General features: G+C 40.1%; 16 protein-coding genes. 4 read left to right on the forward strand and 12 right to left on the reverse strand.

Annotation, left to right across the window (positions count from 1 at the left end; all coding sequences use genetic code 11):
* Nucleotides 1-22: 22 nt before the first annotated feature.
* The 5 genes from hpsU to PL11201_RS17315 form a co-directional block, all read right to left on the reverse strand.
* Nucleotides 23-589 (reverse strand): hormogonium polysaccharide biosynthesis acetyltransferase HpsU, encoded by a 567-nt coding sequence (gene hpsU, locus PL11201_RS17295; RefSeq protein WP_079680145.1) that lies wholly within the window; start codon nucleotides 587-589, stop codon nucleotides 23-25.
* 3 nt (nucleotides 590-592) lie between these two features.
* The gene (locus PL11201_RS17300) at nucleotides 593-1,519 is read right to left on the reverse strand and encodes a glycosyltransferase family 2 protein (protein ID WP_079680146.1); all 927 of its coding nucleotides are present in this window, start codon (nucleotides 1,517-1,519) and stop codon (nucleotides 593-595) included.
* A gap of 44 nt (nucleotides 1,520-1,563) precedes the next feature.
* Nucleotides 1,564-2,508, reverse strand: a complete 945-nt coding sequence (locus PL11201_RS17305; RefSeq protein WP_079680147.1) for a glycosyltransferase family 2 protein — start codon at nucleotides 2,506-2,508, stop codon at nucleotides 1,564-1,566.
* A gap of 61 nt (nucleotides 2,509-2,569) precedes the next feature.
* Complete coding sequence (locus tag PL11201_RS17310; RefSeq protein ID WP_079680148.1) at nucleotides 2,570-3,181, reverse strand: DUF3611 family protein; 612 nt, start codon at nucleotides 3,179-3,181, stop codon at nucleotides 2,570-2,572.
* Between the two features lie 244 nt (nucleotides 3,182-3,425).
* Nucleotides 3,426-4,463 carry an AI-2E family transporter gene (locus PL11201_RS17315; protein WP_079680149.1) on the reverse strand — a complete coding sequence of 346 codons (1,038 nt, stop codon included), beginning with the start codon at nucleotides 4,461-4,463 and terminating at the stop codon, nucleotides 3,426-3,428.
* Nucleotides 4,464-4,481: 18 nt separating this feature from the next.
* Between PL11201_RS17315 and PL11201_RS17320 the strand changes: the two genes are divergently transcribed.
* A complete protein-coding gene (locus PL11201_RS17320) occupies nucleotides 4,482-5,417 on the forward strand; it encodes a WD40 repeat domain-containing protein (RefSeq protein ID WP_079680150.1) in 936 nt (311 codons plus the stop codon).
* 255 nt (nucleotides 5,418-5,672) lie between these two features.
* On the opposite strand, the gene PL11201_RS17330 is transcribed toward PL11201_RS17320, so the two are convergent.
* The 5 genes from PL11201_RS17330 to PL11201_RS17350 form a co-directional block, all read right to left on the reverse strand.
* Nucleotides 5,673-6,092 (reverse strand): hypothetical protein, encoded by a 420-nt coding sequence (locus PL11201_RS17330; RefSeq protein WP_079680151.1) that lies wholly within the window; start codon nucleotides 6,090-6,092, stop codon nucleotides 5,673-5,675.
* 277 nt (nucleotides 6,093-6,369) lie between these two features.
* Nucleotides 6,370-8,010 carry a CTP synthase gene (locus PL11201_RS17335; RefSeq protein WP_079680152.1) on the reverse strand — a complete coding sequence of 547 codons (1,641 nt, stop codon included), beginning with the start codon at nucleotides 8,008-8,010 and terminating at the stop codon, nucleotides 6,370-6,372.
* A 113-nt stretch (nucleotides 8,011-8,123) separates the two neighbouring features.
* Nucleotides 8,124-9,302 carry an LptF/LptG family permease gene (locus PL11201_RS17340; protein ID WP_079680153.1) on the reverse strand — a complete coding sequence of 393 codons (1,179 nt, stop codon included), beginning with the start codon at nucleotides 9,300-9,302 and terminating at the stop codon, nucleotides 8,124-8,126.
* Nucleotides 9,299-10,027 (reverse strand): LPS export ABC transporter ATP-binding protein, encoded by a 729-nt coding sequence (lptB, locus tag PL11201_RS17345; protein ID WP_079680154.1) that lies wholly within the window; start codon nucleotides 10,025-10,027, stop codon nucleotides 9,299-9,301. Before lptB ends, PL11201_RS17340 begins: the two co-directional genes overlap by 4 nt.
* Before the next feature lie 22 nt (nucleotides 10,028-10,049).
* Nucleotides 10,050-10,520 (reverse strand): LptA/OstA family protein, encoded by a 471-nt coding sequence (locus PL11201_RS17350; protein ID WP_369821846.1) that lies wholly within the window; start codon nucleotides 10,518-10,520, stop codon nucleotides 10,050-10,052.
* A gap of 760 nt (nucleotides 10,521-11,280) precedes the next feature.
* On the opposite strand from PL11201_RS17350, the gene PL11201_RS17355 reads away from it, so the two are divergent.
* The 3 genes from PL11201_RS17355 to PL11201_RS17365 all read left to right on the forward strand — a co-directional run bounded on the left by PL11201_RS17355 (nucleotide 11,281) and on the right by PL11201_RS17365 (nucleotide 13,307).
* A complete protein-coding gene (locus tag PL11201_RS17355) occupies nucleotides 11,281-12,615 on the forward strand; it encodes an IS701 family transposase (protein WP_079676739.1) in 1,335 nt (444 codons plus the stop codon).
* 73 nt (nucleotides 12,616-12,688) lie between these two features.
* A complete protein-coding gene (locus PL11201_RS17360; protein ID WP_079680156.1) occupies nucleotides 12,689-13,018 on the forward strand; it encodes a type II toxin-antitoxin system RelE/ParE family toxin in 330 nt (109 codons plus the stop codon).
* On the forward strand, nucleotides 12,990-13,307 hold the full coding sequence (locus tag PL11201_RS17365; RefSeq protein ID WP_079680157.1) for a helix-turn-helix domain-containing transcriptional regulator: 318 nt from the start codon (nucleotides 12,990-12,992) through the stop codon (nucleotides 13,305-13,307). Before PL11201_RS17360 ends, PL11201_RS17365 begins: the two co-directional genes overlap by 29 nt.
* Before the next feature lie 147 nt (nucleotides 13,308-13,454).
* Here PL11201_RS17365 and PL11201_RS26880 read toward each other — a convergent pair whose 3' ends face one another.
* Entirely contained in the window at nucleotides 13,455-13,604 is a 150-nt protein-coding gene (locus PL11201_RS26880) for a hypothetical protein (RefSeq protein ID WP_200816807.1), read from the reverse strand.
* 131 nt (nucleotides 13,605-13,735) lie between these two features.
* Nucleotides 13,736-15,439 carry a transglutaminase-like domain-containing protein gene (locus PL11201_RS17370; protein WP_234996752.1) on the reverse strand — a complete coding sequence of 568 codons (1,704 nt, stop codon included), beginning with the start codon at nucleotides 15,437-15,439 and terminating at the stop codon, nucleotides 13,736-13,738.
* Nucleotides 15,440-15,569: the final 130 nt, after the last annotated feature.

The raw sequence follows: 15,569 nt of genomic DNA on the forward strand, positions 1-15,569 counted from the left end.
TACTATTCCCTATTCCCTTAGATTAGTGCATGGGTCTGGGATAACAGGGACGACAAGGAGAACCGATACAAACTTGGCCAGGGGGCATACTTTTAAATACACTACTACGCGCCCCAATCACTGAATTTGCCCCAATTTTAACCCCTGGCCCAACAAAACAATCCATCCCCACCCAAACCCCATTTTCAATGTAAATGGGGGCTGTTTGTAATTCAAATTTAGGATCTTTAATATCGTGACCTCCGGTGCATAAATAGCTTTTTTGGGAAATAACGCAATGTTCACCGACAATAATTTCATCTAAACTATAAAATACAACATCATCCCCAATCCAACTGTAATCACCAATGGTAACTTTCCAAGGATAGGTAAATCGGGCGGTGGGACGCAGCACAACTCCTTGACCCACTTTAGCACCAAATAATCGTAGAATTTGACAGCGAATTCCATTAAAAGGATGTAAGCTGAGGGGAAATGCGATCGCTTGCACTAACCACCATAACAACACAAACCAACCCGGTTTTCCCCGATCAAAATTAGATTGATCATATTGGCGTAAATCCACAAAAGTTGTTTTTTCTTGCAACATAAATTAATGGGGAATGGGGGGTTTAGCAGGTTTTGGGGTAACATTTAATTGCCCGCCAAATGTACGCAATTCAAATAATTTAACCCCGATTTGATATTCATATTGGCTCAAAAGACGGCCATAAATATATCCGGCTTTACCATCTAAGAATCCCAAGCGGATGATATAAAATATAATAAATCTTAGCAAGGGTTTAAAGGGTAATCTCACCCAAATTTTCTTTAAAAATCGTTTGCGTTGAACCGAATCCCCAAATAGATCAGCACCAATAGTTTTGCTATCATCCGTCCCCATCAAAGTATTATAATAAACCCGAGCTTCCCAATTAGAATAACGATTATGACGCTCAATCCAGTGGAATAAATCTCGAAAATCTTCATGGAGCATATCATTTTTCAGATATCCCACTTGACCGGAAGACATGACAACGTGTTCATGAACTTCATTATCCCCAGTATTGGGAACATCTTCCGTATTTAAGTTTTCATAACGGCCTAATTTATGCTTAAATAAACGCAAATTCCAGTCGGGATATTTGCCCCCATGACGCACCCATGTTCCCAAAAAGAAGACCCGACGATTAATATAATATCCTGTATATTCTGGGTTTTTGATTACTTCAGCAATTTCATCCCAAGACTCGGGGGTAATCCGTTCATCGCAATCTACAATTAACACCCATTCATTTTTAAAGGGTAAGGTTTCTAATGACCAATTTTTCTTTTTCGGCCATCCCCCTTTAAAATAAAATTGAACCACCTTAGCCCCATAATCTTCGGCAATTTCCACACTGCGATCGCTACTTTGGGAATCAACTACAAAAATCTCATCAGCCCGGGCTACACTCGCTAAACAGGCGGGTAAATTCGATTGTTCATTTCTGGCTGGAATCAAAACAGAAACGGGAAGTTTGGAGGGGTTAGAATTCATAGTTAAACTTAACAATAGATAAAATGATTGACCACGATTGCAATTTATTTTTGAGAATTCTCTGGTTTAGATTCAGAATGAACTAAGCCAGAAATTGCAGCACCCAAATAACCGATTTGACCATAAGCATACACGAAATTATCAAATCGTAAGGCAGGATTATCAAAATATTTAATGGTTTTGTATAACCCTCGGATAATGCGTTCCCCACCTCGTCCCAGTTGCACAATTCCATCCCGCCCTGCTAACTGTTCCCGATAACATTCGCTAATGCCTTGCCACCATCCCCGCTCCATAAACCAAGCTCGGTTGACGCGTTCCGGTGCAACATGGTGGGCAACTAACGCTTCAGGAATATAAGCGACTTGCCAACCTTGTTTAAGGGCGAGTTCAGTCATCTGTAATTCTTCGTTAGATAATAACCGTTTTCCCACCCGACCTAAATTGACATCAAAACCGCCAATTTTCTCTAAGAAACTGCTACGGATGGAATAATTTAACCCTCTGGGTGTCAAACCAGGATTTTGAATTTCAACCCACTGGTCTCCCAAATTGTATGCACCCAAATTTCCGGCTAAATTATCAGACAACCAAGGTGGGGGAGTGATTCCCTCTGGCCAAATCAATGTGACTTTCCCTCCAGCGATCGCCAGTTTCGGATGATTTTCATAAGCTGAATATAACACTCTTAACCATTGAGGCGTGGCAATGGCATCGTCATCTAAATAGGCAATAATCGGGCTTTGGGAGTTTTTTGCCCCTGTATTACGAGCCACGGATAACCCCGTTACGGGTTCATAAATATATCGGAGTTTAGGATGGGGAAGACGAGCTTCAACGACTTGACGGGTTCCATCCGTTGAAGCATTATCAACAACAATAATTTCAAAATCAGTAAAATCTTGTTGCAGTAAACTATCAATTGCTAAACCCAAATATTGTTCTCGATTGTGGGTACAAATAATCGCCGAAATCAGAGATTGTGACATGACTTAGACTCCATTCTGGTGCATAAGAACAACGGGAAATAAATTGATAAATACAGAGTGTCTATTTGAGATTAGACTGATGGGAACTGACACGAGTTAATAACCACAAACTCACGGCAATTCCGATTACTTCCGCAGCCATGGCACTTAGCATAGCCTGAATTGCAATTAGATTGAACGGGGTGACAATAGAACCTGGATTCAAAACCGTTGTCCCCGGAGTTGGAGTCAGAATTTTAGACCCTCCCGGGGGTAAGGTCAGCATCCGATACAATAAGGTTCCCACAATTAAGAAACCCACTAAAATTACACAGATCATACCAATCAGATTAATCACAATTCCAATCCATAGGGCATGAACTACTTCTACTTTCGGGGGGCGCTCATTCGGATCTTCTAATTTACTGCCAATTTGAGTGTATCGGAAACACCAATAAATTGTAAAAATTAAAGCAAATAAACATCCATATCCTAAAACTATAACCAAGGCTGAATTGTTAGTATTAGAAGGGGAAGCCGGTCTTAAAAACAAGACAAAAATTAAAAGCAATATCGGAATAATTGCCAAGATAGATTGTACCCAAAACCCGACATAACCCAAACGACGGAAATCTTGGGCAATTTCATGAACATTAGGAGAATTCGAGTCATAATTCGTATAGGGATCAACCATTTTTTTCCTTTGGTAATTATAAAAAGAGGCAATAGGGAATAGGGAATAGGGAATAGGCAATAGGCAATAGGTAATGGGTAATAGGTAATGGGTAATGGGTAATAGGTAATGGGTAATGGGTAATGGGTAATGGGTAATGGGTGATATTCAGCGAGCGAGGACGCTCGCACTGCTTCTTCTCCCCCTGCTCCCCTGCTCCCCCTGCTCCCCTGCTCCCCCTGCTCCCCTGCTCCCCCTACTCCCCCTACTCCCCTAACTCCCATTGATCTAATAAATCATTAAGTAAAAGTTCTTGAATCCAAGTTTTACTAACTACGGTTAAGGGTAAAGCTAAAATTAAGCCTAACACGCCGAAAAAGGTGGCAAAAAAGATTTGGGCTGTTAAGGTAATCGCGGGTAACAGATCAACCTGTTTTTGCATGATTAGGGGACTTAACCAATAGCTTTCTAAGTTTTGAATAATAACGTATAAGATAATCACTGCCAAGGCTTTCCAAGGGGTATCTAATAAGGCAACCGCAACGGGAAAAATGACGCTGGCTGTTGGGCCAATATTAGGAACAAAGTTAAAGATTCCCGCTAATAGGGCATGGGCAAAAACAAAGGGAACCCCCAAAATTAATAGACCAATACCACTCAAGACTGCAACAAAAGTGGAAGTAATCACAATACCCCCCATCCATTGCAACAAGACTATTTCACATTGAGATAGAATATAATCTGCCCGATGGCGGTAAAATGAGGGAAATAGACGCACAAATCCTTGACGATAGGACAAAGGATCTGCTAATAACATCAAAGTAAATATTAATACCAATACAAACTGTAAAAAATTGCCAATTGAGTTAGAAAAGAACGCAAAGAAATTTCCTAATAGTTTTTGAGCTAGAGGCCCAACCTGTTGTGCTATTTGAGTAACATTCGGCAGTTTAATATTCAGATTCGGAAGCCAAATTGGAGGATTTTTAATTAAATGGTTTAGCCAAATCAGAAATTTATCGTATCCGATGGGAACCAGTTTAATTAGTTCTTGAAACTGACCCCAAAACGGAGGTAAAACCATACTAATTAACACCGCACCCATGACCACAATTAAAGTTAGGGACAGGAGAACAGCCCACCCTCGTCGCAGTCCAAACCGTTGTATCCGACGCACTAAACTGTTAATCGCAATTGAGAAAACAACCGAGGTAAACACCAGCAGTAAGATCTGCCTAAACTGCCATAGAATAATTAAAGCAATAATTAAACAAAGAAACCCGATCCAGTCTGCTAGTTTCAAGAGATTAACTCCTTCAATATGCTACAGCCTCAACTTTTAAATTGGGAATGTTGTGATACCCTTCCTATCCATTCCGATGCAGTACGAGTGGTTGCGATTAGTTGTGATGGCCAACTTCTTGCCAGTCGCAGTGATGACACCACTTTGCAAATCTATAACTTGAAAACCCCCTGCCAGCCTATCATTTTAGCGGACAATTTAGACCGAGAATATCCGGGCTATGGGTTAGCATTCAGTCCGAATTCTCCCATACTAGCGATTGAATCTGACAAAAATGTTCATCTTTGGAATACAATTACCCGTCAACATCAAGTATTGGACTTAGGACTATCGGTTCCAATTTGTTCTTTGGCCTTTAGTCCCAATGGTCAACTCTTGGCCGCGGGCAGTTTTGATGGTATGATTGGGTTTTGGGATTTAACCTCTAATCAACCTCTCCCCCATTTAAAAGCCCATTCCTTTCCGATTTGGTCATTAGCTTTTAGTCCCGATAATTTGTTCTTGGCTAGTGGGAGTGGAGATGGCACAGTAGGATTATGGAGTTTAGATCACCGACATTCCGATGCTCTTTTAGTCGGTCATTCCTTCCCCATTTGGTCAGTGGCTTTTAGTCCCGATGGTTTAACCGTGGCCACGGGGAGTGAGGACAAAACCATTAAACTCTGGTGGCTGGAAATTGGTCAGGAGTTAGTAACTTTCCTTGGTCATACGGGTGCTGTGCAATCCCTGGCCTTTTCTCCAAACGGTAGAATTTTAGTGAGTGGAAGTCAGGATAAAACCTTAAAGCTATGGCAAATTAGCCCAAATTTACAGGTCGGAAACCAATCAGACCCGATTCAGACCTTCACTGGTCATACAGATGGGGTTGGGACGGTGGCTTATAGTCCTTCTGAAGATTTAATTGTTAGTGGAAGTACGGATGGAACAATTAAACTTTGGCGACAAAGGGGTTGAGGGGTTGAGGGGAGCAGGGGAGGCAGGGGAGGCAGGGGAGGCAGGGGAGGCAGGGGGAGCAGGGGAGGCAGGGGAGGCAGGGGAGGTAATGCTATCAACCCATGACCCATGACCCATTCCCTAATATCCTACCAAGTCGGATCACTATAAATATTAATAGTCATTTCACTTTTCCCAGGGGGAACAGCAGAAATACAAGCACAGATAAAATTATCTGTGTCTATTTCTACTNGTAATTCGTAATTCGTAATTTCGTTATGGCAGAGAATGCCCGGTTTTGTTATGAATAAAATCTAAAATTTTAGAATAGGCTTCAGCATTGGTTTGAGGGTTAATAATAACGGGTTCTTTACCATCGGGAAGCCAAAACGTAATGCGTTGGCTCGAATCAATTACAAAGGTATTAAGACGATTCAAGTCAATAATATATTCATGACGATCATAAACAATTCTAACCCAATAGTTAGTTGGGCAATGGGTTGTAATTCTTTGAATATATCCTAAAATATCCTCATAGGTTTTGGGATTAATTTGATGGTTAATAATCATTTGTTTGCCATTAGCTGGCAACCAAAAGGCAATCCGTTTATTAAATCCAGATGCAAACGCACTTACACTATCGAGATCAACGAGATAGGTTTCTCGCTCATAATTCATTTTGATCCAGTACGCCACAGAACCTCCTCAGACCTGTGAATCCTTCCCGGGACTCAACTCGCTTGTAAATCGGATCAACAGACCAGAGGACAATGATCGCTTACCCATTCTGTATCATTATAGAATAATTACCGATTAGATAGGATCAAAATCTCCCCTGAAATTAGAAATTGATGCCCCTGCTCTTTCTTTCTGACTGAATTAACAATTCTAGGATAATTCAGTCTAAGAATTAAACAGGGAATTGGAATACAACCCGGTCTGGTCTAATTGTCCATGGGTAGGGTGCTGTCCTTTAGGTTGGGCTGAGTTCTAATAAATTGGTTGCTGCGGCTACAAATCCCTGAAATAGCGGGTGCGGACTATTCGGTCGGGATTGGAATTCGGGGTGAAATTGGGTAGCCACGAAAAAGGGATGGTTGGATAATTCAATGATTTCTACTAAACGGCCATCGGGAGAGGTTCCACTAATCAGATATCCAGATTCTAAGAATAGTGTTCGGTAGGCATTATTGAATTCATAACGATGACGATGGCGTTCATAAACAACTTCCTGTTGATACAGTTTAAATGCTAAAGTATCCGGCTGTAAGCGGCAGGGATATAACCCTAAACGCATGGTTCCCCCCAAGTCCACTACATCCTGTTGTTCGGGTAATAAATGAATTACAGGATTAGGGGTTTGGGGATCAAATTCAGCACTATGCGCCCGCTCTAGTTTGGCAATATGACGTGCCCATTCAATCACAGAACATTGCATTCCTAAACATAACCCCAGGAAGGGTATTTTATGTTCTCGGGCATATTCAATTGCCATAATTTTACCATCGGTTCCTCGTTGTCCAAACCCGCCGGGAACCACAATTCCTTGCACATTTTTGAGATAGTTCTCAGGATTATTCCCCTCAATATCTTCGGAGTTAATCCACTCTAAATGTAATTCTGCCCCCTCCTGAATAGCCGCATGACGCAGGGATTCTACCACTGATAAATAGGCATCGGTTAACTGGATATATTTGCCGACAATGGCGATTTTGATTTGAGGATGGGGGAGAGGACATTTTGTATTTAGATCCCGATGATAAAGCCGATCAACTAATGTTTGCCATGCGGTTAAATTCGGTTGTCGTTGTTCTAATTGTAACAGTTTTAAACTCTGTTCGGCAAGTCCTTCTTTCTCTAAAAGTAAGGGGACTTCATAAATACTATCTGCATCGGGGGAGGTAATAACACAATCAGCTTCTACATCACAAAAACCAGCAATTTTTTCTTTGATTCCTAGGGGAATTTGGCGTTCACAACGACACACTAAAATATCCGGTTGAATCCCAATTGATCGTAATTCTTTAACCGAATGTTGGGTCGGTTTGGTTTTCATTTCCCCCGCCACACCAATCCAAGGAATTAACGTAACGTGCAGATAAATTACATTTTTCCGACCCACATCTTTCCTAAATTGACGAATTGCTTCTAAAAAAGGTAGGGATTCAATATCACCAACGGTTCCCCCAACTTCCGTAATCACCACATCAGGATTCGTGTTTTTTGCCACTCGATGAATCCGTTCTTTACATTCATTGGTAATATGAGGAATCACTTGAACCGTGCCTCCTTGATAGTCTCCCCGACGTTCTTTATTAATCACCGCTTGATAAATAGCCCCGGCCGTGACACTATTAAGACGGGACATGGAGGTATCAGTGAAACGTTCATAATGTCCTAAGTCCAAGTCCGTCTCCGCCCCATCTTCGGTCACAAAGACCTCCCCATGTTGAAATGGACTCATGGTTCCAGGGTCAACATTAATATAGGGATCGAGTTTAAGAATAGATACGGAGTAGTTCCGCGATTTGAGCAGACGTCCTAAACTGGCTGCAACAATTCCTTTTCCAATACTCGATACCACCCCACCCGTTATAAAAACAAACTTAGTCATAAAACAATACCTGAGCCTTTCTATTCATTTATTAATTGTGCCATAACTACTTACATAAATTTGAAAACGACTGATAAATTTAAAGGTTACCAAGTTGTGATTCCTTAATGGCATTACTTAGAAGAACGAACTAATAAAAAACTCGCAATTCCAATTCCCAAAAATGTCGGTAACCAAGCTGCAAAAAAAGGAGTCATAATTTCTTTTTGACCCAATGCCCCGGTAATAAAAGAAAGTAAATAATATCCGAAAATCACAATTACACTAATCCCAAAACTGGTTGCTCGACTGGTACTTTGGGGTCTACTTCCTAATGCAACACCCAATAAAGCAAAGACAACACAGGAAAAAGGGAGAGCATATTTTTGTTGAATTCTAACTTTGGTTTTAATAATTTTTTGTTGATCTCCACTCAATTTCATTAACTTTAAATAATCTCGAGCTTGAGCAATATTCATCTCATCAAACCCCCGTTTCCGTGACGCTAAATCTAGGGGAGTACGGGAGAGTTTAATCTGTTTATGATCAAAACGAACAATATTCCGATAAGATCCATCGGGATTTACAATATAAACCGTGCCATTAAAGAAATCCCAAGTATTAGCAGAAAAATTCCAATTGGCAGATTTTGAAGAAATAATTTGAGTTAATTCCGGTTGGGAAAGATCTAAGATTGTCACTTCTAACATTTGACCTTTGTCAAATCTTTGGGCATAAAATAACCGGATTAAGCGACTAAACTTTTTGTCAGTACCCTCTATTTTAATTTTCTCATATTCGGGATAAAAAATATTATCTTCTTGAACGGGAAGGTTGCCTTCATTTAATGCCTGTTCATAGGTGACAGATGCTTTATAATTAGCCGCCGGAACAATCACCTCATTAAACCAAAAGGTTAACCCCGTGATCATTAAACTGAAAATTAATGTGGGTACTAATAGCCGATATAAACTAATTCCACAACTTTTCAGGGCAATTAATTCACTATCACTAGATAAACGACCATAGACCATTAAGGTACTTAAAATCATCGCCATAGGAAAAGCTAAAACGATGAATTCCGGCATTTTTAAGAGAAAAACCTCAACCGCGATTGCCACGGCCAAACCCGACTCCGCCACCTGTCGAACTAAGTCAAAAACCGTTCCTACGGTTAACGCAACCGAACTAAATAATCCCACCCCAAACACAAAGGGTGGAACTAATTCTTGGATTAAATATCGATCTAAAATTGAAAGATAGGGCGGGAGAAATTTACCAGAAATAAAAGACTTATCAAGAGTAATTTTCATAGTTGAAAACTGTCACCTAAATAATACTGCCGCACTAGAGGATTATTATAGAGTTCTTCAGCAGTTCCCGATGCAAAAATTTGTCCATCTCGCATAATATAAGCTCGGTCTGTAATAGCTAAAGTTTCCCTAACATTATGATCCGTAATCAAAATTCCCATATTCCGAGTGCGTAACTGAGCCACAATTTCTTGAATTTCGGAAACTGCAATCGGGTCAACACCAGCAAAGGGTTCATCTAAGAGCAAAAACTGAGGTAATTCCAACCCCGTCGCTAAAGCCCGGGCTAGTTCCGTCCGTCTTCGTTCTCCCCCAGAAACCTGATAACCTAAAGTCGAGGCTACTTTTTCTAAGCGAAATTCCCTGAGTAAAGTATGCAGACGTTTTTGCCACAAATGACGCGGAACATGGGTTTGTTGTAACACCAATAAAATGTTATCCCTGACACTCAGATGTCGAAAAATACTCGGCTGTTGCGTTAGATAACCAATTCCTAAACGGGCACGTTGATGAATCGGTAAATGGGTAATATCAATTTCATTCAGATAAACGTTCCCTTGGGTCGGTTTTTCTAATCCCGTGGCAATATAGAAAGTTGTGGTTTTACCTGCACCATTAGGCCCCAATAATCCCACAATTTCCCCCTGGGAAACTGATAAATTGACTCGACTAACAACTATGCGTTTACGGTAGGATTTGTGAATATTCTCCAGCACTATTTTCATAACCAAATTTGTTATAAATAATTTAAGGATTACGCGGTGCTGAAGGTGCGCTTAATGGGGTTTTAAAAGCAGGTTTAGGATTAAAAGGTTCAACGGTGGCGTTTTTCGGGCTGGCACTTTCATCGGGGACTAAATACATGGATTCTACCTGTCCTCCCCCTTGCGGTAGGGCAATAAACCGTCCTTCATCAATTAAATAGGTGACGGTTTCCCCGCGAATGGTATTCCCTTCTTGTAAAACAAATACATTTCCACTGAGAATGATTCGACGTTCTCGACTGAAATATTGGGCCTGGGCTGCGGTAGCCTGAATACTACGGGCGGGATAGTTAATTTGAACGTTCCCCCTGGCGGTGACAATTCCCGTTTGAGCATCGGCTTCTTGAATATCGGAACGCACGGTCATCGCCCGCCCGACGGCATTTTTCGCGGGGGGTGCGGTTTGGGCATAACTGACTACACTATCCGTGACAAAACCACCGACTAGAGCCATGGGTAACAGCAGGATGAACCCTAGGGGGAGAGTGATTGAATTGAACAGTTTGGCAATCGGCATTATGACGCTAGAAACTCTAAAAGGGTGACTGGGTGGTGCAATTAAGTAGTGGACGCTGAAATTGACCCACCATAAGTCTGTGTGCCCATTGTACTCTATCCCTAACCCTCAAGGCGGGCATCGGTTATTACTAATTGATTTCGGATTACTCAAGCTATTGGAAAGGCGAATAGATAAATATATAGCAAAAGATAGGTCGGGCGGGTTTATTTAGATTATTGGTGGGTAACATAATTTATCAGGTCGGGCGGGTTTATTTAGATTATTGGTGGGTAACATAATTTTATCAGTGAACCCGCCCCTACCAAATTTATTAAATATCACACTGAAATTACAAATAATCCCTGTAGGGGCGGGTTCGCCTGAATATTTGAAACCCATCAACAAATTATCAAAACCCGCCCCAACCCCACCGACAAATTAACAATTAATTCAATATCGCCCTCAAACCAACTCTACATCACACAAACCGTTAAGGTTGAATCTACCAGTTAATCCACCATCAAGACCAAAACCTGTGAAATTTGCAATAGAATTTAAGTCACGACTACCACTTCTAGCTGAAACCCTCACGGACTGACTTGATGTAAAACAGTCCCCAAAAGCGTTTGGCTTGTTTAGTATCCCTCTTCTGTCAGTCTCCTAGAAGTAAAATTAGAAAATAAACCACATGGGTAGCTAGAAGGGGGATAGGGTAATGGATGTAGAATTACAGATTATCAAACATTTAGCCAGAGATGCACAACCAACAGTTTCAGTGATTGATGAATATTGTCAAGGTTATAAAGACCTATTCCCTGAAGTTAGAAGTTACGAATGTTTTAAATACTTACATCTAGGAATCATCTCACCAATTCCGAGAAAATCTTTACCGGAAATTGCTAAAATAGTAGGAATTAGGTCGCCGCAATCACTCCATCATTTTTTAGCCAATTCGCCTTGGTCAGCAAGGGAATTAAAGGAAAGAAGATTAGCTCGAACTCTAAAAGCATTGAAAGAAGAGAAGATTATAGTAATAATTGATGAAACAGGAGATAGGAGAAAGGGTAAAAAAACCGACTATGTAGCCCGACAATACTTGGGAAGTGTGGGCAAAATAGATCGGGGAATAGTATCAGTTAATGCTTACGGTGTTTATAAAAATATAACTTTTCCTTTAGTGTTTAGAGTATTTAAACCCAAAGGAACATTAAAAGAAGGAGATGTCTACAAAACTAAGATTGAAATCGCATCAGAAATCCTAACAGAGTTGGTTGAACTGGGATTTCAAATTGAATTGGTATTAGCAGATAGCCTTTATGGTGAAAGTAGTTCGTTTATCAGTACATTAGATAAATTTGGATTACCTTGGGTGCTGGCAATAAGAAGTAATCATGGAGTCTGGATGTCAAGCGAGGAGAAAGTTAGAGCAAACAAATGGTGTAAATTTGAGAGAGTTTTTAGCAATGGAGAATCAGAAACCCGATATATTAGAGAAATTATATTTGGAAAAAGAAGTCCGAGAACCTATTGGGAAATCACCACAGATCCAGAAACAATGCCAGAAGCCTCAACTTCATTTGTCATGACAAATTTAACAGAAAATAGGAACCAGATAAAAAAGACATTAGGTAATTTATACGGGTTAAGAACATGGGTGGAATATGGATTTCGACAATGTAAACAAGAACTGGGTTGGACTGACTATCGGTTGACGGATTTTCAAGATATAGAAAAATGGTGGGAAATCATTTTCTGTGTGTATTTAATGATTAGTTTCAACTCCGAAGTTTTCCGGTCTTTAAGTCAAGGAAGTCCCAGAGAATCGGAGAGCAAAAAAAACACCACAGATTGCTCGAATCACCAACAATGGAATCATAAAGAGGGATGGAAAAATGTTTTAAATAATTTGCGTTTAATAATTCAGCCTACTATTATATTGTGGTTGATTGCCCCGTGGTTAGATGTTTTTCCTGATCGTTATTTATTGCTTGGGTTTCATAAATTAATTCAGAATATTAATCAATTTCAATCTTATTTTCCCAATGGATAACTCTACTTTTTATTACTTGTTGGTTTCGGAGACTGACAGAAGAGGGATATCATAGATAAAATACTTCTTTGAGTTGTATTCAAAATTCCCGATCAAATTTCCAGGGACAAGTCCTTTTGAAGAATGGCTTGATTCCCTTCAAGATAGTAAAACTGTATCTAAAATCAAGAAGCGACTGAGGCGAGTTGAGCTTGGAAATCTCGGAGATTATCGGTCAGTAGGAGCCGGAGTTTATGAAATTAAAATTGATTATGGCCCTGGCTATCGGGTTTATTTTGGACAAATCGGGTTAACAATTGTGTTGCTGCTATGTGGCGGTGATAAAAGCACTCAAGAGCAAGATATTAGCCAAGCTAAAAAATACTGGAGAGATTATGAAAGGGCTCAAAGTGCCAACAAGTAGAAGCTACCATGAATACTTGATTTCTTCTCTGAAAACCCCCGAAAGTGCTGCTAGCTATATCGAGGTTATGTTGGAATTGGAGTCAGGAGGCCCAGAACCTGAATTGCTAAGAGCAGGATTTAAAGATGTGGTGGATGCTTATTTACAGATGAATAAGTTATCAGTGGAAGCTAATCTTATTTATGAGAAACTGGATTTGATGTTGTCTGAGAGTGGAGGTGAGGAAATTTATGCTTTGATAACCCTACTAAATGAATTGGGGTTGCAGTTAGCTATCACAGTAAAATAGGTAATTAATAATCGCAGTTATCGGTTGGGTCGGGCGGGTTTATTAAGGTTATCGGTGGGTGACATAATTGATCGGTGAACCCGCCCCTACAAATTTTATTCAATAGAGATCGCCCATTACCCATTCGTAATTCGTAATTACCCATTATTACCGTTGACGTTTTTCATCTTCTCGACGTCTGCGATCACGCCATTCTGCTACGGTTAAATATAGGACACCCCCAGTAAAAATGATCAACATGGAAAAAGCCACCAATACCAAAATTTCAATCAGAGTTAACTCTTGTAAAAATTCCATAGGTCAATTAAAAATCCAGTTTTTATCTATTTTAATTCAAACGGTAGGGCGCGTGAAATTAATTTATTAATTATCACTCACCCTACAAAAATTTGGCAAAAGTATCAATCCATCAACCAGGTTTCCAAGGTTTAAACCGCAGGTAACTCATCCAAAATGGTAAACCGAACATGATTAATAGCTAAGGTTCCCAAAGAGACTTTTTCCCTGTCAACATCAACCCCTTCACTGGTCAATCGTTGAAAACGAATACCCTTGCCAATTTCAATATGATACCAAGCTAATCCCATAAAAAATCGCAGAGGATAGGGCCCACCTTCTTGAATATCATCGGGGTTAGATTCCATGGGAACCCAACCGAAACCAGGGATATAAAATTCTAACCAAACATGATTATATTCCGGTTGTAAAGGCACTCCTCGACGGTCAGCAAATTGCGGGCATTTATAACGGCCAATAGTTCGACAGGCGATGCCATTTAATCTGGCTAAAGCTAATAAAACCCCCACATATTCCCCACAGGAACCTATGCCTCGCTCCAGAACTACATCAGGATTTTCAATCTTAGAAGTCAGACTATAGGATAACTGATCATAGACATAATTACGAATACTTAAAAGTTTTCGCAGGAAATTAGTTTCATTGCGAATTGCTTCCTTGGCTGCGGCTTGGACAACTGCCGTATTCATAGCTAAATGATCATCATCTACAAAATATTTCTCAGGCATATCTGGGGGAATTTCAGGTAAATTTTCCACTTGACGGGGATCAATTTGATATTTAATACTCCGAACTTCTAATAAGGCTTTCCAACCAAAAATTAAACGCTCCGTCGAGGTCAAAGGATTAAATTGAAATACCGCAACTTTTTCCCCATCTTCCACTTCCTCTCGAAAAGGAATTCCAATGGCTGAAACCTCTAAAACCTTCTGGCGATTTGTATTAGAAGGTAAAGCAATTCGCCATTCTAAATTTTCAATATGAACCGCATCTAAGGGTTCTAATTCCTCCACATAGGACATTTCAATCAAATATCCATTAGAGGTGGCATAGTTTTCCTGGGAATTAAAATGAAAAGAGAGGGGATGGATAAAGGTGCGATCGCGTTTTGCTAATTCAAACTGATCATAAGAACTGGGATTATCTCGGATATAAAGTTCACTTCCAGCATAGGCTACATAGAGAACTTCTTCACCCGTTTCTGGATCGGTATAAAAGGTTAAACCACTGGGGGATTCAAAGGGAGTTAAGACACTAAATCGAGTTTCTCCCGTTGCCTTTTCTAAACAATAAACCGTTTGTTCTTCCCGATCACAAACCCATAATTCTTCATTTCTAATTGTTAAATTTTCTACCCCAATTCCTGGGGCAGAAAAGCGGGTAATTTCTCGTTTGGTATTTTGACTATAAACCAGAACAGAAGCAATGCGATCGCAAGCCAAGTAAAGAGTAGATTCATAAACCGCAATTCCAGTAGCTACATCCGGTAATTGCATGAACAATTGAGGCTCAAGATTAATAATAGAATTATCCTGAACAACCCGGGGACAAAAATAGACTTCATTTCCGCGAGTAAACCAAAGATTGTCCCCCCAAATTGCTAAACCTGTAACATCTCTAAAAGCCAAAGTTAAATCAGGATTAACCACCTTGGCATTATCAGTTTTAGGGTCAATTTGCAGTAAAAATCCTCGGGAGGTATCAATCGCTAATAGGGTATTTCCTAGCCCCGTTAAGCCATATAAAGCCGAAACCCCAATCGGTCGAATTGTTCGAGGTTTAAAACTGCTATTTTTCCCAACAGTCAATGAGTTAAGATTCATAGAAATTGTCATTATAGATGAAATCAGGATATTTATTGATCGAATCAGGTCAAAGTTCAGACTTAGGATAGGCGACAACACCTAAATTTTCCTAAAATCTGATTCAGACTCAAACATTTAAGATTAAGCACAGATTTTGACA

Origin of the sequence: Planktothrix sp. PCC 11201, from assembly GCF_900009135.1 — a bacterium.
Taxonomy (GTDB): domain Bacteria; phylum Cyanobacteriota; class Cyanobacteriia; order Cyanobacteriales; family Microcoleaceae; genus Planktothrix.